This is a genomic window from Paractinoplanes rhizophilus (genome assembly GCF_042664765.1).
Taxonomy (GTDB): Bacteria; Actinomycetota; Actinomycetes; order Mycobacteriales; family Micromonosporaceae; genus Actinoplanes; species Actinoplanes rhizophilus.
Map to the genome: position 1 here is coordinate 40848 of NZ_JBHTBJ010000043.1, position 18335 is coordinate 59182.

12 protein-coding genes and 1 tRNA gene are annotated in these 18335 nt (G+C 67.3%); 3 read left to right on the plus strand and 10 right to left on the minus strand.

Features of this window, described 5'->3' with window-relative positions; genetic code table 11:
* Positions 1–113: 113 nt before the first annotated feature.
* From ACFQS1_RS34500 to ACFQS1_RS34510, 3 genes are all read right to left on the minus strand, one after another.
* A complete protein-coding gene (locus tag ACFQS1_RS34500; RefSeq protein WP_378976211.1) occupies positions 114–1106 on the minus strand; it encodes an AAA family ATPase in 993 nt (330 codons plus the stop codon).
* 12 nt (positions 1107–1118) lie between these two features.
* Positions 1119–3665 carry a fibronectin type III domain-containing protein gene (locus ACFQS1_RS34505; protein ID WP_378976223.1) on the minus strand — a complete coding sequence of 849 codons (2547 nt, stop codon included), beginning with the start codon at positions 3663–3665 and terminating at the stop codon, positions 1119–1121.
* Positions 3666–3878: 213 nt separating this feature from the next.
* Positions 3879–5351: a fibronectin type III domain-containing protein gene (locus ACFQS1_RS34510; protein WP_378976212.1), complete on the minus strand. Its 1473-nt coding sequence runs from the start codon at positions 5349–5351 to the stop codon at positions 3879–3881.
* A 201-nt stretch (positions 5352–5552) separates the two neighbouring features.
* Between ACFQS1_RS34510 and ACFQS1_RS34515 the strand changes: the two genes are divergently transcribed.
* A tRNA-Leu gene (locus ACFQS1_RS34515) sits at positions 5553–5637 on the plus strand.
* Here the strand turns inward: ACFQS1_RS34515 and ACFQS1_RS34520 are convergent.
* The 3 genes from ACFQS1_RS34520 to ACFQS1_RS34530 all read right to left on the minus strand — a co-directional run bounded on the left by ACFQS1_RS34520 (position 5619) and on the right by ACFQS1_RS34530 (position 10879).
* Entirely contained in the window at positions 5619–7358 is a 1740-nt protein-coding gene (locus ACFQS1_RS34520; protein WP_378976213.1) for a recombinase family protein, read from the minus strand. The two genes, ACFQS1_RS34515 and ACFQS1_RS34520, sit on opposite strands and share 19 nt — an antisense overlap.
* A 1198-nt stretch (positions 7359–8556) precedes the next feature.
* On the minus strand, positions 8557–8784 hold the full coding sequence (locus tag ACFQS1_RS34525) for a hypothetical protein (RefSeq protein ID WP_378976214.1): 228 nt from the start codon (positions 8782–8784) through the stop codon (positions 8557–8559).
* A gap of 211 nt (positions 8785–8995) precedes the next feature.
* Complete coding sequence (locus tag ACFQS1_RS34530) at positions 8996–10879, minus strand: Hsp70 family protein (RefSeq protein WP_378976215.1); 1884 nt, start codon at positions 10877–10879, stop codon at positions 8996–8998.
* Positions 10880–11994: 1115 nt separating this feature from the next.
* On the opposite strand from ACFQS1_RS34530, the gene ACFQS1_RS34535 reads away from it, so the two are divergent.
* A complete protein-coding gene (locus ACFQS1_RS34535; protein ID WP_378976216.1) occupies positions 11995–13752 on the plus strand; it encodes a hypothetical protein in 1758 nt (585 codons plus the stop codon).
* Between the two features lie 100 nt (positions 13753–13852).
* Here the strand turns inward: ACFQS1_RS34535 and ACFQS1_RS34540 are convergent, their stop codons facing one another.
* On the minus strand, positions 13853–14188 hold the full coding sequence (locus ACFQS1_RS34540) for a hypothetical protein (protein ID WP_378976217.1): 336 nt from the start codon (positions 14186–14188) through the stop codon (positions 13853–13855).
* 268 nt (positions 14189–14456) lie between these two features.
* Between ACFQS1_RS34540 and ACFQS1_RS34545 the strand changes: the two genes are divergently transcribed.
* Positions 14457–14639, plus strand: a complete 183-nt coding sequence (locus tag ACFQS1_RS34545) for a hypothetical protein (RefSeq protein ID WP_378976218.1) — start codon at positions 14457–14459, stop codon at positions 14637–14639.
* Between the two features lie 130 nt (positions 14640–14769).
* Here ACFQS1_RS34545 and ACFQS1_RS34550 read toward each other — a convergent pair whose 3' ends face one another.
* From ACFQS1_RS34550 to ACFQS1_RS34560, 3 genes are all read right to left on the minus strand, one after another.
* On the minus strand, positions 14770–15246 hold the full coding sequence (locus ACFQS1_RS34550) for a hypothetical protein (RefSeq protein WP_378976219.1): 477 nt from the start codon (positions 15244–15246) through the stop codon (positions 14770–14772).
* A 364-nt stretch (positions 15247–15610) separates the two neighbouring features.
* A complete protein-coding gene (locus ACFQS1_RS34555; protein ID WP_378976220.1) occupies positions 15611–17974 on the minus strand; it encodes a coiled-coil domain-containing protein in 2364 nt (787 codons plus the stop codon).
* 55 nt (positions 17975–18029) lie between these two features.
* The coding region (locus ACFQS1_RS34560; RefSeq protein ID WP_378976221.1) for an IS66 family transposase at positions 18030–18335 on the minus strand (306 nt) is incomplete at its 5' end.

Below are 18335 nucleotides of genomic sequence, written 5' to 3' on the forward strand. Positions count from 1 at the left end.
CAGCGGCGGCTCGGCGGAGGGCGCGCCCGGTCGCGACGCGGGAGGCGCGCCCGTTGGTGCGGCGCTGGGCGAGCCGGGCCGGGGCGGCTCGGCGGGTGCGCCGTGTGAGGCGGTCACGCCCCGGCCGTGACGCGGTTGCCGTCGGGCAGCGGGACCGGCACCGACCGGACCGCGTCGTCGAGCACCTCGGCCGCCGTCACCCCGCGCAGCTGCGCGTCGGCCGACAGCAGCACGCGGTGCGCGAAGACCGGGCCGAGCAGGTCCTTCATGTCCTCGGGCAGCACGTATCCGCGTCCCTGGATCAGCGCGTAGGCGCACGCCGCCCGGGTCAGCGCGATCACCCCGCGCGGGCTGACCCCGACCCGTACCTGTGGGTGGTTGCGGGTTGCGGCGGCCAGGCGCACCGCGTACCCGTACAGCGGGTCGGCGATGTGCACATGCATCGCCATCCGCACCATCTCGCCGATCATCGCCGTGTCGGTGATCGGCTCGAGCGCGTCGGGCGACCGCATCGCGGCGCCCCGCAGGACCTCGATCTCGACCTCCTCGCTCGGGTAGCCGACCGACAGCTTCACCAGGAAGCGGTCGAGCTGCGCCTCGGGCAGGCGGTACGTGCCGTCCATCTCGACCGGGTTCTGCGTGGCCACGACCAGGAACGGCTGGGGCACCGGGTGCGGCACGCCGTCCACGGTGACCCGCCGCTCCTCCATCACCTCGAGCAGCGCCGACTGGGTCTTCGGCGAGGCCCGGTTGATCTCGTCGGCGATCACGATGTTGGCGAAGACGGGGCCCGGATGGAACTCGAAGCCGCGGCTCGCCTGGTTGAAGATGGTCACGCCGGCCACGTCGGACGGCAGCAGGTCGGGCGTGAACTGGATGCGCCGCCACTGGCCCTGGATGGACGCGGCGAGCGCCCGGGCGAGGGTCGTCTTGCCCACGCCGGGCACGTCCTCGAGCAGGACGTGCCCCTGCGCGAACAGCGCGGTGATGGCCAGCCGCACGACCTCGGGCTTGCCGAGCACCACCGCGCCGATCCGGTCGGCCAGTGCCGCGGCGACCCGGGCGAAGCCCTCGATGTGCTGCGGCGGCAGGGGTTCGGTGCGCACGTGGGCCGATCCTCAGCAGGTCTTCAGGTCGTTGATGTCGTCCCCGCCCTCGAGGTTGAGCCACGCCCACGGGATGTAGTTCTTGCCGGAGTAGTTGACCTGGACCCACCAGGTGCTGCGCTTCTCGTTGTTGTAGATGTAGGCGTACACCTCTTCGCCGGACTTCTTGCAGTACGCCGTCAGCTTGGTGCCCGGCTTGGCCCAGCCGACCTGCTTGTCGTTGTCTTGCCGGGTGGTGCTGAAGATCTCGTTGCCGTTGCGGCCGGCGACGTCCTTGTCACAGTAGGTCGCGGTTTCGCCGTCCTGGCCGTTCCTGCAGGTGGCCGTGCCGACAAGGTTGTCGGTGGTGGCCTTGGCGGTGGTCGTGACGCTGCCGGCTTTGTTCTTGGCGGTCACGGTGAACGTGTACGCCGTGCCGGCGGTCAGCTTGGTGACGGTCAGCGAGCTGCAGCTGCCGGAGGCCGAGCCGGCGCCGGACGCGCTCACCGAACAGGTCGCCGTGCCGCCGCCCGCGTCCACCGTGAACGAGACGGTCGCCGACACCGCGGTCGGCTTGACGCCGGTGATCGTGGCCTTCGGCGTGGAGAGCGTCTTCGCCGTGGCGGTGCCGGCCTCGCCCGGCCCGGCCTCGTTGACCGCGCGGACCTCCACGGCGACGGTCTGCCCGTTGTCGAAGCCGGTCAGCGTCGCCGCGGTGCTGCCGTCGGTGAGCTCGACGGTCTTGCCGCCGGCCGCCACCACGTACTTGGTGATCGGGCGCCCGTTGTCGGCCGGGGCCTGCCAGGTGACCCCGACCGCGCCGGCCTGGTCGCCCAGGGTGGCGGCCTGGACGTCGTCGGGGCGGCCGGGCGTGGTGAACGGCACGACGCTGCCGCTGACCGGCGACGCCTTGGAACCGGCGCCGCGCTCGTTGACCGCCACCACCGTGAATGCGTACTGCTTGCCGTACGCCAGCTGGCCCGCCGGAATCGTCAGCGACGTCTCGGTCGCCTCGCCGATCGGGGCGCTGCCGCCCTCGGAGATCGCCGTCACCGTGTAGCGCTTGATCGCCAGCCCCTGCCCGTTGGCCGCGGGCCAGCTCACCGCCACCGTGCCGTCCGGCTTCGCCTCGGCGGTGACCGCGGTCGGCGCGTCGGGCACCTCGGCCGTCGGCTTCACGCTGTTGCTCGTGCGGGTCGGCCCGTCGCCCTTCTTGTTCACCGCGTGCACGGCGAACTCGTACGTCTCGCCGTTGGTCAGCCCGGTCACGGTCAGCGACCGCTGGTCGGCGCCGACCTGGAACGTACGGCCCGCGCCCGCCACCACGTACCGGGTGATGGCCGCGCCGTTGTCCGCGGCGGCCTGCCAGGTCACCCGGGCCTCGGCGTTGCCGGCGGCGGCGCGCACGTTGCGCGGCGCGCCCGGCTTGGCGGCGACCGGCTTGCGCGGCTTCGGCGGGGGCGGTGTGTCGGGCGGCGGCGTCTTGGGCGGGTCGCCGCCGAGCACGTCGTCGGCGTACTTGTCGACCACCCGCACCTTGTGCGCGTCGTCGACCACCTGCGCCACCGAGGAGCTCGGCGCGTTGATGAACAGGTAGCCCTCGCGGACCTCGAGCTCGAGCGGGCCGCCCGGCCGGTCGAACGAGATGTCCTTCTGCGGCCGGCCCGCCGCGTCGAAGACGTGCACGGTGCCGGCGTCGTCGGCCACGTAGAAGTAACCCTGCCAGGCCACCGCCGGCTGCAGCTCGGCGCCGGTGCCCGGCACCGCGAAGTCGGCCCGCATGCCCTGGTCGCCGACCACGTAGACGTGCCGCGAGTCGGTCACCGTCACCGGCACCGACCGGCCGTCGGTGTGCGGGGCGAGCGAGCCCGGCCCGGCCAGCGGCAGCGTCACTGTTGACGGATCGGCGTCACCGTGGACGGTCGCCAGCGTGTTGGTGGTGCGGTCGAGCACCGCGACGCCGTCGTCCAGCGTGGAGAGCGCGAGATCGTGGCTGGCCGCGGCGACGCCTTCCGTCCGTACGATATGCGGCCCTTGATCTGGCGATTTCGACCCCGAGGCCGGGGCGATCGCGGTGATCGTGCCCTCGCTCGGCGCCGCGATCCACAGCCGGCCCTTGCCGTCGAAGACGCCGCCGGTGATGCCCGGCGGGAAGCGCATCTCGTCGCCGATCGGCCCCAGCGTGCGCGGGTCGATCTGCTGCACCTTGCCCTGCACGGTGTCGACCACGAAGGCCGCGTCGTCGTGCAGGGCGACGCGCACGCCGAATCCCGGATTGCCGGAATCCAGCCAGAACTGGTGCAGCGTGGTGAGATCCATCGACCCGATGCGCCCGGTCTGCACGTCGCGCAGGATCACGAACCGGTCGGTCTGCGAGATCTCGAGCTGATGCCCGCGCGCGTCCGGCACGTTCACCCGGGTGTCCACCTTGGCGGTCACGCCGTTGATCCGCGCGACCTCCGACTTGGACCGGCTGAACACCCACGACGCCGCGTCGAAGCTGGCCACCGCCTGATCGGCCGAGCCCAGCCCGAGCACGGTCAGCCCGAGCCCACCCGCGAGCGCGACGACGGTCCCCATCGTGACGAGATAGCCGCGACTGCGCCACCGACGTCGCTGCGGGTTCACCCGCACACCCTCCGTGCTGGCGCCATCTGCGCTGGTCACTACGGCAATCCTCCTCCTTCGACGGACCCCCTCCGCAAGGACGCAGGCCATCATAGGGGGCGGTGGATGAACGCCGATACCCGGAACTCACGGTTGTGGACAACCGCGGTCGCCGAGCGTGATCAACTACTTGGTGGCGTTGGGCCGATCCGTGCACGACTGCTGCGAGGTCGCGAACTTGTTGTCGCGATACACCGCCACCACCGCGAAGCAGTAGTTCAACGTCGGACTCAAGGCATTGATCTCGTACGACGTCTGCCCCGGCCCGATCGTGCCCACCGGCTTGAGCTGCTGCCCCGGCTGCGCCATCGCGACCAGGAACGACACGCTGCCGTTGGCCGGATCCTGCCAGCTCACCTTGATGCTGGTGCCCTCGTCCTTGATCGCGACATCGGTCGGCGGCTTGCCGCCCAGAGTTGGCACATCCGAGTCGTTCTTGTCACCCGACCGATTGGCCAGCACGAAAACCAGCGCCGAGACGGCGATCACGGCGGCCAGGACCGCGGCTATGGCCGCGAAGATGCCGAGGCCACGCTTCGCTTTCTGATCGTACGACTGGGGAGGCGCCTGGTGAGCGAACGGTTGCTGGGGCGGGGCCCAGGCCGGGGGCTGTTCGTGCCAGGTTTGCCGGGCCTGTGGATAAGCCGGCGCTGGTTGTTGTGGTTGTGGCATTTGGTGCGGGGGTTGTGGCATTTGTTGCGGCTGCGCCGTTGGTTGGAGCGTTTCCGGCTCCTGTTGGTGCACTTGCGGGATTTGCCGCTGGGGCTGTGGCCGCGGTTGGGGTTGGGCTTGCCACGTCTGCTGGATGGCCGGGGTTGGCGGCTGCACCTGAGCCGGCCGGGCCGGGGTGATCGGCGGGAGGGCGGTGGTGGGCTCCTCGAGCGCCGAGAAGGCGGTGGTCGGCTCCTCGCCGGCCGGCTGGTCGGAGGGTTGGTGGGCCGGTGGAGCGCTCGGCTGATACGTCGGCCGGCTCGGCGGCTGATATGCCGGCGGGGCGCTCGTCTGGGGTGCCGGCGGGGCGCTTGTCTGGGGTGTCGGCGGGATGCTCGTCTGGGGCGCCGGCGGGATGTTCCTCTGCTGGACCGGAGGCGGGACGGCCGGGGTCGGCCGCACACTCGCCGGCGGGGCCGACTGCGGTTGGGCCGCGGGCTCATGCCGTACGGAAGCCTCTTGATCTTGCCCAAGATAAGCCCGCGCCCGCGTGACCGCCGGATGCCCCCCACCCAGCTTGGCGGGCCCCCACTCGGCGACCCTGCTGAAGGCTTTGCGTGCCTCGTGCTTGTTGCCCAGTTCCTCGGCCACCACGCCGATCTCGTGTGAGATCTCCAGCATCAACGCGTCGGAGTCACCCAGCCGAAACAGCCCGGCCCCGTAGGCATCCTCCAGCACCCGCCGCGCCCCGGCCGGATCGTCGTCCTTCTGCAGCACACGCCCGAGCTGCAGAGCAGTGCGCAGAACGTCCGGGTCGCCCTCGGCCAGGTTGACCTTCCCCAGCGCCACCGCCCGCTCCAGCAACGCGATGGCGCCCACAAGATCGCCGGCTTCGGCCAGCGCGTGGGCTTGCTGCCGAGCCGGCGCAAGGGGGGATGGCTGCGACACGCGAGCCATGCTGCCCGGTACGCGCGCGAGACGCCAGCCGGACCCCCTCTTCGGCGGACATTTGTACCGAGATGTCCAACCGCCCACCCCTCGTGGAGCATCGCCTCAGGGCCGTGTAAAGTTCTCTCCTGTGCGGCCCGCCGGGACGCCGATCCCCGGTGCAAAATCGGGGTGCGGTGGTCGGTAGGGTTGGCAGTGCAGGTCCGGGTGGCGGAATGGCAGACGCGCTAGCTTGAGGTGCTAGTGCCCTTTATCGGGCGTGGGGGTTCAAGTCCCCCTCCGGACACAAACCAAATCCCAACGGTGCGCGGCAAGATCAACACTTGCCCGCACCGTTCGTGTTTCCGGGTGGTAGATGAGGCTCAAGCCTACGTTGCGGTAGACGTCGAGTTTGCGCTCCGGCTCCGCGTCACCCAGAGCGGTGACCAGGTCTCCGAGGTCGTCGAGGATCGCGATGATGTCGTCTTCACTCAAGTGGCTGATGCTGTCGGTCTTATCCGGCGGCGCGGCATTGGCCTGCCCCTGCTCCGCCAGCTTGCGGGCGGCCTGCGTTTCGGCGATCCAGCCAGCGACGACGGCGGGGTCAGCGCCGGCCTCGAGCGCCGCGCGGTAGCGAGCCAGCTTGGCGTCGCATTCGGCGACCGTGGGCCCGAGCGGCACTGCGGCGGCCGGGACAGGCGCCTCTAGCTGCGCCTGACTGATCAGCTTTGCGACGGTGTGGCGGCGCTGTAGCGGACTGAACTCCTGCACCAGCCACGTATCGAGCGGCCGGATGAGCAGATCTTCACGCAGTATGACGGTGCGAGGATGCTCGATCTTGGTCGACAAGGCGTATTCCTGCGGGTACCGACAGCGGTAGTACGCCACCCCGTGAGAATGCGTGCCCTGCATCTTCCGGCCGCAAACGCCACAGAAGACCAGGCTTTTGAAGACGTACGGGTGCCGCGAGCGATGCGCACGATGCGCTCCCCCGGTCCTCGCCCGCTGCTGGAACATCTCCTGGACTCGGTCGAACGCCGCCTGTTCTATCAAGGCCTCGTGGGCCAGTTCTTTGGACTCGACCCATTTGTCGGGCTGGTTCCACCGCGTGATCGCTGTGTGGCCTAATGCGACGTCGTTGACGTCGAGCAGCACCTCGTCCGCGCGCTGTTTGTTCCAGACCTGCCTACCCGTGTAGCGGGGGTTGCGGAGGATGACTCGCACGGCGCTCTTCGACCAAGCGTGCCCGTCTCGGTGCCGGTTGCGGGCGGGATCCTGCGCCGACGGGCACGGGAGGCCGTCGCGGGTCAGCGCCTCGGCGATCGCGAAGATGCCGTAACCGGACAGGTACATGCCGAAGATCCGCTTGACGATCGGGGCGGTCTGCGGGTCGGGGGTAAGGCCGCGCAGGCGCTTGCCGTCGGCCGCCTTGGCAGGGTTCGGGTGTGGGCCGAGATCTTTGAGCGTGTAGCCATACGGTGGGCGGCCGCCGAGATACCTTCCCTCCAACTGGGTCTGGGACGCCATTGCAGTACGCACCCGAACTTTGATGCGGTTGCGTTCGCCTTTGCTCATGCCGCCGAACACCGACATGACCATGTCGTGGCCTTCGTTGTCCGGGTCGATCCGCCCGCCGACTTCGGGCACCCACAACTGGACGCCGAAGTGGGCGAACAGCGGCATGGTGAGACCGAATTGGTTGCCGTAGAAGGCGCGGTGCGGCTCACCGATCACCACTGCGGCAAAGCCTCGCCGCGCGTCACGCAGTGCGGCAAGCAGGCGGCTGGCTTCGGGTCGCCGCTGCCACGGCAAAGACCGGCTCTGCCCGACGTCGAAGAAACGCTCGACGATCACGCCGCCACGCGGAAAGATCAACGTGTTTGCCAGCGATAGCTGCCAGTGCATCGACGACGCAGGGTCTTGGTTGTCTTCCGTCGAGACACGGCCGTAGAACGCGAAGGTCAGGCTCGGTGCAGCGAAGCTCTGCGCCGCTAGGTCTCGTTCCAGCCGGTCGTGATTGAGTGTCATTCATTTTCTCCCGAGGGGTTGTCTGGGCCCGAGTTCTTGCGGTGCATGACAACGATTAGGTGGAGGAGGGCGCGGGCAGCGGTGGGACCGAATTCCGGCGGGTCTGGTGGAACGATTACGAGCTGCAAGCGGCCGGATATTTCTGGGGATCGGGAGGGGTTTACGATCTCTTCGGATCCATTCGGGAATGATGATTCGCGTCCTGTCATTAAGTCTCCGATCGAAAAGTTGTAGATTCCACTTCGAGCTCGCGATGTTCACGGATTTCTCCCTTCGGTTCGGGTCGACGCTGAGTTCAGGCCTTTATCGGAATCTTTTGTGCGAGGCGCCCATGCACCGCTTGCCTTTGTTTCGTAAGAGGTAGATCGCGATACGGCGGCTGGCGTCTTCGATGATCTGTCGGACGCGGTGGGACGTGCGGGTTCGTTTTGCCATGATCATCACCTCAAGATCATTTATTGGGCGGGGTGTCGACCGTCGGTCCATCCGTGGCCGGGGTCAAGCCACGTACATGGGGCCAGAAACACGAGAAGCCCGACGCCGCACGCTCTGCCAAGGAGAGCGTTCAGCGCCGGGCTTGGAGGGTCGGATGGCCAGGGGTCGAGCTCGGATCGATTGTCGTGCTCACACCGTCGCCCAACGATCGATCACGGCGAACACCGATCACTCTTCACGGGACAAGAACCCTGAGCTCGCGACCGAAGCCAGCCGCGCATAGCCTGCTGCAGGAGCACAGTCCTCTGCGCCCGGCCTAACTGCTGGCCTGCGGACCGTCGGCGAGGCAGATTGGTTGGGACGTTCATCCCGGCACGGGCGGCCGTGCGGTGGCGATACGCCGGCTGATCGCGTTCGTGATCAGGGCGCGCGTGGGCTCGTCGACTTCGGCGCTGATGAGGTTCAAATCCAGGGTGGTGGCGCCAGCGATCGCGGTGCAGGCCCGTAGGACCGCCGTCGCGGAGCGACCACATTCCGCATTCCGCCGGGCGAATCAGCGGTGCCTGATCGGGCAGGCCGGTCCAGGTCTCGAGATGCTGCTGCAGCCACGGCGGGGCGCCGAGCACCTTGACGTCGAAGAGCAATTCGTCGATCACGCCGAGAGCGTGGACAACGCGTCGCCAGTCGACCAAAAGGTCAGGTCTCCTGTGGAAGACCAGCCGCCGCGCAGGAATGTGCGGAATCTGGCGTCGGACAACCAGCTCTAATGAGTGATCAGCAGGTCGACGGCCACACGCTGCGCCGGTGCTCGGTCCGCGACGCGTCGGCGTAAGGCCGTCACGAGCTGGCGCTGGTTCAGCCGCGGCAGCAGCGGGACAGCAGTCACGACAAAATGTGACTCGATCTGAGCATCGATCGTGCTTTCGGGCTTTTCGTCGCCGCCGTCGCCGCAGCTGCAGCTCCATCGGGGGGCGCCGATGCTGCCGTCCACGGACACCAGGTGCCGGGGTAGCTCGGCGCCGGGATCAGCGGTGGCGGTGCTGCCGACCGCCGTGCGGGACCGCGGTCGCCATCGTGGTACACGCCACGTCCGAAACTCCTTCATGGGCTCCCACCCAGCCAGCCGAAGTGTCCGCATTGGCATCAGGATCGGATTCGTCCGACACCTTAACTCGCCCGACTGGTGGCGCGTGAGGCGTATTTCAGGCTCGGGCGAGCCAGCGCGTGACCGGGTTGTCCGGTGCGGCCTCGCGGACGGTGTGGGCGGCTGCGGCGAGGTGCCACCAAACGAGCGCTACGACGTACGTCGCGGTGAGGTAGCCGATGGTGTTGACCGTGACGACCAGGGCGTAGCCGGGGACGAGGATGAGCATGACGGCGATACGGATGCCAAGGTGGCGGGTGACCGTGGCGGCGGTGGCGACGCCGAGCAGGGCGGCGCCAAGCGCGGCGGTGAGGCCGGGAAAGCCGATGAGATCCGTGGGGAAGGTCAGGGTGTAGGCGGCCCGAACGAGGTAAACGCCGGCGCCGGCTGCGGCGATAGGCCAGATGGGTGGGCGCATGCGGGGCAGCCAGTCGCCGAGTCGGGTAGCAGGGATGCGCGGCGAGGCGGCGGCGATGACGATCGCGCAGGCGGCGATGGGAGCGGCGGCTATCAGGGACCAGCGCAGATATTGCGGGTCGGTCCAGGTGACGCCGACGCCCGTGCCGAGGCCCCAGAGCCCGGCGAGCGCGAGGCCGGCTCCTGCCGCTGCGAGGTAGGAACGCCGCAGCAAGTAGCCGGTGGAGGCGGGATCGTCGAGGCCTTGCGGGGAAAGCCAGGTCGTCGGCGCGAGCTGTGCCGCTGCTGTCGCGGCGGTGGCGGCGATGGCCGCTGCGAGAGCGAGGTTGGCGACCGGAAGGCGAACGCCGACGACGGTGACGGCGATGGCGGAGACGTCGGCAGTGGTGATCGTCTGCAAGAGCAATACGACCGAGGCGACGGCGAGTACGGCGACCGCGGTCAGGCTGCCGATGGTGAGCCGGGTACGAGGTAGCCGCGTCGTGGCGGCCGTTGGACCTTCGGCCGTGTGGGTGGCACCGGCCAGGCGTGCGGCACCCGCAGCGACCTGCTCGGGCTGAGTGAGGAGTGCGGGCTGCGGCAGGCCGGCGTCGGCAAGCGCGCTTTGAGCCGCCGGGGCCGTGGCGTCGTAAGCCACCAAGGCCGTCGCCACGATGTCGCCCTGATCGACGTCAGCCTCGGCCAGCACCTGGGTCAGCGCCGGTACGAGTTGATCGAGATGCGGTCGCGCGGCCTTGTCCAGGTCGCCTCGCTCGACAACGACCGGTTCCGGGCGGCCCGGCAACAGCACAGCCGTACGCGGGGTGCCGATCAACGCAGTGCGAGCTCGGTCGATCTCGAGACCGGTCAGCCAGTCCAGTTCGATCGGAAGTTCGACGCCAGAGGTTGATCGAAGCCGGATCGAGTCCGCTACGGCTTGGTCCATCCTGGGCGCGTTGGGATCGCAGACAGTGACGGCGGCGAGCTGCGTGTACCGGTCCGCGGCGTCCAGCACAGCGATGTGCGGGTAGTCATCGCCGATGACGCAGACGAGTACAAACCCGCCTCGTGCTTCGTCGGTTCCTGACAACGCAGCCGCGGCGGCCACCGCAGTGACAATGGCCGGTTCCGGCAGGCCGGCGGCGGACGCAACCTGAAGAAGGCGTTGCCTCGACTTCGGTCCCCACGGCTCCGGTGTGGTGACGGTCAGCGTGGCGACGCCGACGCCGGCCTGCACCGAGGCTGTGTTGGCTACGTAGGCGAGCAAGGCCGAGACCGGCGCTCCCGCCGCTGCATCAGCCTCGGTCGGTGCCGTCCGCAGAGCGGCCGTCGGGTCCGGAAGATACGCATCGGGATGGGCCGACCCTGCCACGAGCCCCGCCACCGCAACCGAGATGCTGCCGGATTGAGGGTCGATCCATACCCCACTCGGCAAGCGGGTCTGACCGTCGAAGGCGACCGGCCACGTGCGGCCGCCAACCGTGGCGACAGCCGCTGTCCAGCGCGCTCCGAGGTGGACGCTCAGATGAAGATCCGCCGATGCCATGACGGGCAGTGTCCTCCGCCCACTACCGAGGACGCCGACCCCGACAGTGTCTGGCGATGACATCTTCGCATCGTGAAAGTTCGATGCTGCTACGTAGCGGACGGCGTTCGTCGGCCGGTACTGAGAATGATTTCGGCCGAGGCTCGGGGGATCAACCGATGGAAGACGAGCACGTATCGGAGCAGGCACGCCGGCGGGCAGCGCAGTATGCCCGGCAGCCCTCGCTCTGGGCCGCACCAAACCCGCCCACAGCGACGCCGCCGAGCCCGACGCGGCGGCCGATGCAGCTGCTCCGGACCGCAGTCGCCGCCGCAGTTTTACTTGGCGGCCCGCCTTTGGTCTTGTGGATTGCCTTCGGTAACCCCGTCACGGTGTGGTCCTCCTGGTGGAGCACCAGCCCGTTCACTGCCGCCACGACCGCGTCGCCGACAGCGGGCCTGCGAGTCGTACTGATCTGGGCGGGCTGGCTGGCGTGGGCCGTCCTTGCGACCCTGCTCGTCGGTAGCGTCGCTGGGGTGCTCCGGGGTCGCCGACTTCCGCGATGGCACCTGCCGATGCCGCTGCACCGCCTCGTCGTCGGGCTGACGGGAACCGCCACCGTCGCGCTTGTCACAACGCCTGCCGCCGCAGCCGTGGCTGCCCCGCCCGCTCATGCCGCTGCGGCTCCGCAACTCCAGACGAGTGCTCCCGCAACGGCGGCCCGGCCAGCAGCCGCAACGCCAAGGCCGGAGCAAGCGGATCCCGGCGGTTCACAAGCTGCTCGTGTCTCCACTGATCTGGTCACGGTCACGGTTGAACACGCCCGCTATGCCTATCGCGTCCGCCGAGGCGACACCCTCTCGAACATCGCCAAGACATGGCTGGGCAACCCGGACCGATGGCCGGAGATCTGCTCCCTCAACAAGCACCGCCACTTCACCGGCGGCCGGAGGCTGACCGACTGCGACTTGATCTTCCCCGGCTGGGACATTCGGCTGCCCGCGGGCGCAGTCCCGCCGCCCGAAGCCACGCCTCGCCGACCTCCTCGGACGCCGCCCGAACCGGCTGCACCAAACCAGCCCCGACCCCGCGGATCCTCCGCCGCCAGCCCGACACCGGTATCCCAGAGTCCCGAAGTGGCGAGCCCAACCGACCTCGCAATTCCGAATGACGGCTCCACCGATGACGACGGCAGACAGGAGACGACCAGCGGAGATCTCATCCTGCCGGGCGGGAGCATCATCCCGTGGACATTGGCCTCCGCGATCGCGGGGACCGCCGCGTTGGTTTGGCTTCAGCGCCGCCGCCGCTACCAGCCCGGCGCCGGTGACGACCTGCACGAGCTACCCGCTCCGGTTCTCGCCGCCCAACGCCACACCCGCCACGCGATCACCCCGGCACCGGCCGAGCCAGCGCAGACTCAGCGGCTACCGTCCGGCGGTGTCGGCCTCATCGGTTCCGGCGCCGACGCCGCCGCCCGCGGCCTGATCATCACCGCGCTCACCGCAGGTACACCCGCAGAACCCTCGCAACGCGCCGAAGTCATCATCGACCGGCCAACCGTCACCACACTGATCGGCGACACCCCGCTCAGCGCGTGGCCCCGGCTGCACATCACCGACGCCCTCGACCAAGCGCTCGTGCTTCTCGACACCCACCTGCTCCGGCGCGCCCGCATCCTCGACGAACACGGTCTCAACGACATCGAGGCTCTGCGCGACACAGCACCGAGCGAAGAAGCCCTTCCGCCACTGCTGCTAATCACCGACGCTGAGCAAGCCGCCGCAAGCAACCGAGCCCGCATCACCTTCGGCCTCACCAAGGGCCTGGACGTCGTCACTGTCGTCCTAGGCCATTGGCCCCACGGCCCAACCATCTCGGTCTCCGACGACGGAGCCGCAGAGCTCGAACCGGATGAGCCCGAACTCGGCATGCAGTTCGCCGTACTCGACGTCGCCGCCACGCGGGACCTGCTCGAGACCGTACGGGAAGCTCACACCGGGGAAGCCCCAGCCACCACACGCGCGACACCGGTGCAGCCTTCGCCTGCCACGCACGAAACCGGCGGTCCCGCCGTTCCGGTGCCTCTGCAAACCAGCCGCACCGACGGCGCCGCGGCCGACACGACGCCGCCTGCGCCCAGCTCGGCGCAGCGGGCGCGTCTGCGCGTGATCGGCAACCCACGGATCGAGAACATCACCACAGACGGAAGGCCTTTGCGAGCCAAGGCCCTCGAACTGGCGGTGTTCCTCGCAGTCCACCCCGACGGCGCCGGCACCCGCGAAATCGGCGAATACCTCGAACCCGACGCCCGCGTCAGCCAAGCCGATCAACGCGTCCACACCAACGCCTCGAACCTGCGGCACGTTCTCGGCCGAGCCGGCACCGCCGAGCCAAAGAACGCTTACCTCATCAAAGTCGCCGGACGCTACCGGCTCGACCCGGAAACCGTCGACGTCGACGTATGGAACCTGCGGGACCTGATGCGCAAGGCCACCATCGCCACCGAGCCGCGCCGCCGCGAACTGCTCACCGCCGCCTGTGAGCTGTGCACCGCCCCGCTGGCCGACGGCCAGGACTACGAATGGGTCCAGCCGCACCGAGAGACGATGCGCCGCTGGAGCACCGAAGCGCACCTGATGCTGGCCGAGGACCTACTCGACAGCGACCCCCAGTCCGCATCCGACCTGCTCGACAAGGCGATCGGCTTGGACCGCTACAACGAGGCCCTCTACACCAAGGCGATGCACGCCCGCCATGCGCTCGCCGACGCCGACGGCATCCGGACCCTGCTGCGCGCTCTCACCAAGGCCCTCGCCGACCTGGACGCGGAACCCCGCGAGGACACCATCGAACTGGCCAACAAGCTGCGCACCAGCCTGGACAAGACCTGACCACTAGCCTCGTCGAACGGACGCGGCCGAGCCGCTGTCTCAGCGTTCCTGGCCCAGCCTCGCCGTGGGCGGGGTCCGGGCCAGGAAACATGTCCTCGAGCTATCGGCTCTCGGCGACCTTGGTGATGATGCCCTGCGCACCAGCCGTCATCTGAAGCCCGATCAAGAGGTGACGGCGGGCATCCTCGGCCAGCTCACTCGCCCGTTCCAGCGCTTCCCCAACGTCCGATTCGTCGTCGTTGGCAGGCGGCGGCGTGACCTCATGCAGCAGGATCGTCGTGATCTCGCTAGTCATGGCGGCAGTATCGAGCATCGCCGGGACCATTTCAGGATCAGGATTGCCGAGCAACGGGCGGCACCATCCGACGGCATCTCGGATCGCTGTGAGCGCACCCGTCAACGGATGCGGATCGTAGATTGGTTCGGTCATGATCATCCCTCACATCATGATCGATTCGGATCGGACGGGCCCGATCCCCGCTCCATTCGCACGCACGGTCAAGCCGGACCGGCCACGCCGCGTTCCATCGTCCACCGGCGGCGATTCCGTGCCGGACACACATCGCCCGGAGGGCCTGAACCGCAGGCCAACGCCCTGACAGGCGGCGGCACCCTATATGCAGGTGCCCGAGTCCGAGCGTCGGTGAGTCGCCAGCGGTGGTCGGGGTGCACGCGGGGCTCATCGCGGCCTCTACGCTCACCGCATGACTGTCACGACGCGCAGGATCACAGTCCTGGACGGCTTCGACCAGCGGCACGAGGCACTGCTCATTATGGAGCCGTTGCAGGGCAATGCGATCGACGACGGCTACACCTGGCGTGGGCGGATCACCGCGATCGAGGGCGATGACGTGCTGGCCCGGATCAAGAGCTCCAGCCTCAGCTAAAGCTGCACCATCCTGACGGAGGTGCCGGAGGGCCGCTACGTCGTGACTCTGTTACGGCCTGACGGCGATAGCTTTCTCGCGCTGGGCGCTGGGCGCTGGGCCGGTGCCGTTTGTCGATCACCCGTAGGGCTTACCACGCAGGCAGCGGCACCTGGACCGGCTCGTCACGCCCGTCCCATGCGATCAGCAGCTCGTGTAGATCGGGGAGTTGGTCGATACCGAGGACCACGACTTGGAACGAACCGCGGGCAGGCACCTCGCCGTTTCCTAGCTCTGACCGCACGAGCCCGTCGTAGGCGGGAGGCACAACCACCCGAACGCCGGCAGCCGTGCTGGTGCCGAAGTTACGCAGGACGAAGGTCGCGCCTTTGCCCTTGCGGGCGGTGCTGCGCAGTTCTGCCTTCCAGGCGACGGCCGGTGACGGCGGCGGCAGCGCGGCCTCGGCGGCAGCGGCCTGGCGTTCGGTCGCGTCCGCGCTCCGCTTTGCCTCACGCGCACTGTCCTGGGCGGCGTCAGCGCTCCGGCTGGCGTTTCGGTTGGCCAGGATGGCAACGATCAGGGCGGCCAAGGCGATCAAGGCGACCACGATGTCCACGACGACGTCCATGGACGCAGACCGTACCCCAGCTCGACCGGCGCGAGTCGCAGCCGTATGTGCACCTCGCGCTCAGGCTCGCCACCGGGCCGCGCATTCGGCGGCAGAACAGTGCGCTGTGACTGACTACGAGAAGTCGTCGTTGCGATATTGCCCAGGCACGGTTACGACCAGCGGCCGGAACTGCGTGTGGTCTTTGTACGAAATGGCTTCGCCAGGTTGTGGCGACCGAATTGGATGAACGGTTATATAGAGGTGAGAGTGGCACATCGGCGAAGATCGGTGGAAGAATTCGAATCTAAGCCCGCGTCCTAAACGATTTCTCGCCGTTCGGGTCGATCTCCCAATGCAGGAGGTTGCTGAGTAATGGCTCGAGTTAAGGCGTCTCCCGATATCCCCCGGTCTCATAAACACGATCTCGCGGGTCAGGGCGGCGACGGCGGGGCACGAAGCCGCGGAGTTCCATCCAGCGCTCCGCTGCCCCGCTAGTCCCGGCATTAACCTCTTGTTCTAGCTCATCTAATCTCCGGTGATCAGCGAGTACGTTGATAAGCCGGGAGGTGGCGAACGGAGAGCCATTTTCTATCAACGACCGCAAAACTGCGATCGCCTCATCGACTTGACCTCGCGTTAGCAGCAGCTCGGACAGCTTATCTGCAGCTTCGAGATTGCCGGCGTCTGCCATCTGACTCAACTCGTCGGCTTGTCCTGTTTCGGCTAACAGGTCAACTAGTACGTAGGCGGCTACCGTATCGCCACTATCGGCGCGCCGCCGTAATTCATCGATCCGGCCATGCTCCGCGAGCAAATCGGCAAGCCGTTTATGGGCCGTCGTGCAGAAAGAACTCCGAACGCCGGGGTCCTGGGTCACGAAAAACTTTAGACGGGTTTGCCTGTCCCGTTCGTGCGCGGCCTCCCAAGCACCCGAATCGGCCCGCGGCTGAAGCCAAGCGATCGCTTCGTCGACACGGTCTAGCTCGACCAGCAGATCGACCAACCGGTAGGCGGCCTCCCAGACCCCGGCGTCAGCTTGTGTCTGCAGCACTGTGATCGCCACTTCAACTCGATCTTGGTCAATCAATAGATCGACAAGGCGGTCGGCAGCCTTCGCGTCGCCGTCATCCGCACGCTGCCGAAGCTCGTCCTCTCGGTTTTGCGCAACAAGCAGATCGAGCAGCCGTTTGTTGGCGTCCCAGTCACCGGCTTTAGCTCTCAGCCGTAGCTCATCGACTCGACATAGGTCCACCAGCAGCTCATTCAAGCGAACGGCTGCCCACATTTCGCCGCTATCGGCATAAAGGCGAAGTGCCGCAAGAGCGTCGGTGGTCCGCTGGTCCTGCACGAGCACTTCGATCACTTCTTTGGCAGCATGCCAATCGACGAGGTTCGGCCGTAGCCAAGCCAAAGCCTCATCTGTGCGGGCGTGGGTTGATAAGAGCTCAACTAGCCTGTTGGCAGCCGACTGATTCCCCGCTTTAGCGCGCCTGCGCAGTTCACCCACTCTGCCCTTCTTCGCTAACAAGAAGGCCAGATGATGTTGTGACGCCCGGTCACCCGCGTCCGCACGTCGCCGTAAGCGGTCAAGTTGACCTTGTCTTGCTAGCAACTCGGCCAATCGGACTTGAGCCAGTGACTCGCCGGCATCAGCCCGCTCCTCCAATTCGTCGACGCGGCCATGCGCCTGCAACGAGGTGGTAAGCCAACGAGACGCCTCCCAATCTCCGGCGTCTGCACGTTGTCTCAGTTCAGCCGTCATCCCGTGATCAAGCAACATATCGACGAACCAAGTAGCCGCAGATTTCCCGTGCGCATCAGCCAGACGCCGCATGTCATCGATGCGGTCCTCGCCGATAAGCAAACCGGCCAACTTCGAGACAAGTTCGGAACGAACAGACTGCCTCGTCGGAGACAAAGTCACCTTAGGCCCCGGTTGCCCTTCGACGAACATCTGCAACACCGTGATAGCCTCGCCGGCGCGATCGTCAGCGTCGAGCAAATCGGCCAATTCGCACGCTGCCCAGCCATCTCCAGCCGTGGCCGCTTTTTCGTAGAATTTTATGGCCTTTTCTGGTCGATTCCATCTGACTGCGCTCTCTCCCAAGAATCTTGATTCCCGAGGATCGTGGTGATCAAGGAGAGCCTGCCATGCTTGATCGGGAATCGGTGCCGTCCTTCTCATCTGAAGGGCACATTGATAGAGATAATCAGCGGTTACCCAGCCAGCGACCTGTCCCATGCCCCCGGCGACCGGAGTCAAGCAGGCGGTCGCGCCGTGCATGAGGGTAGTGGAGTAGCTGATTGCCCGTTCAAACCAATCCTCTGGCGCAGTCGCTCGCTGAGCTGAGCTGAGATAAGCAGGAGCGGCCGCGGCGAGTAAAGCTGCGCTGACTGGGGTATTGACGCCGACACGTCTTGCATCCAGCGCTGCGGTGATAACGGCCTTGCCACAGTACTGTTTGGAGTCAGTTGGATCTGCGTTTTCCCACCGGCGCAGCAGCTGCGGGCCTGCCGCGAGAACCTGAGTAAACCCCGCGTCGAACGCCCGTAGGGCGACAAGAATGCGCTTATCGGCAGTCAATTGCTCGGCCCGGCGGCGTTCAGCAGCAGAGAAAGCGCCAGGAACGTCGATCACGCTGGCAAGGTCGAGCAGCTGCTGGTCGTTGTCTTGCATATAAGGCTCGCTCTGAACCCGATAGGCAGTGCGTTCGTCGAACTCACCGGGCCACAATGTGCCCACCATGACCATCCCGTGAGCGAGCAAAGCCCTGGCCATACCAACCGGGTAACTACTCAGGTCAGCTGATTGCGGGGATCCATGGCCGGCCGGACGTGAGTTGGACGAGGGCGTCGTAGAGGTTGATGCCGTGTTTGGTGGCGGTGGCGAGATACGAGCGTAGGTGGCAGAAGTGTTCGGCGCCGGTCAGGGTGCGCATCGCGCCGGAGATTTTCTGCCGGATCTTGACCATGCGGACTTCCCGTTCGGCCGGATTGTTGTCGAACGGGCAGTGGTGCGGGTCGTGGGCGAACCTTAGGTAGTCGTCGATGCGTTCACGCATCCGGCGGGCCAGAGCGGCGAGTTTCTTCCCGATCGGGGTGTTCTG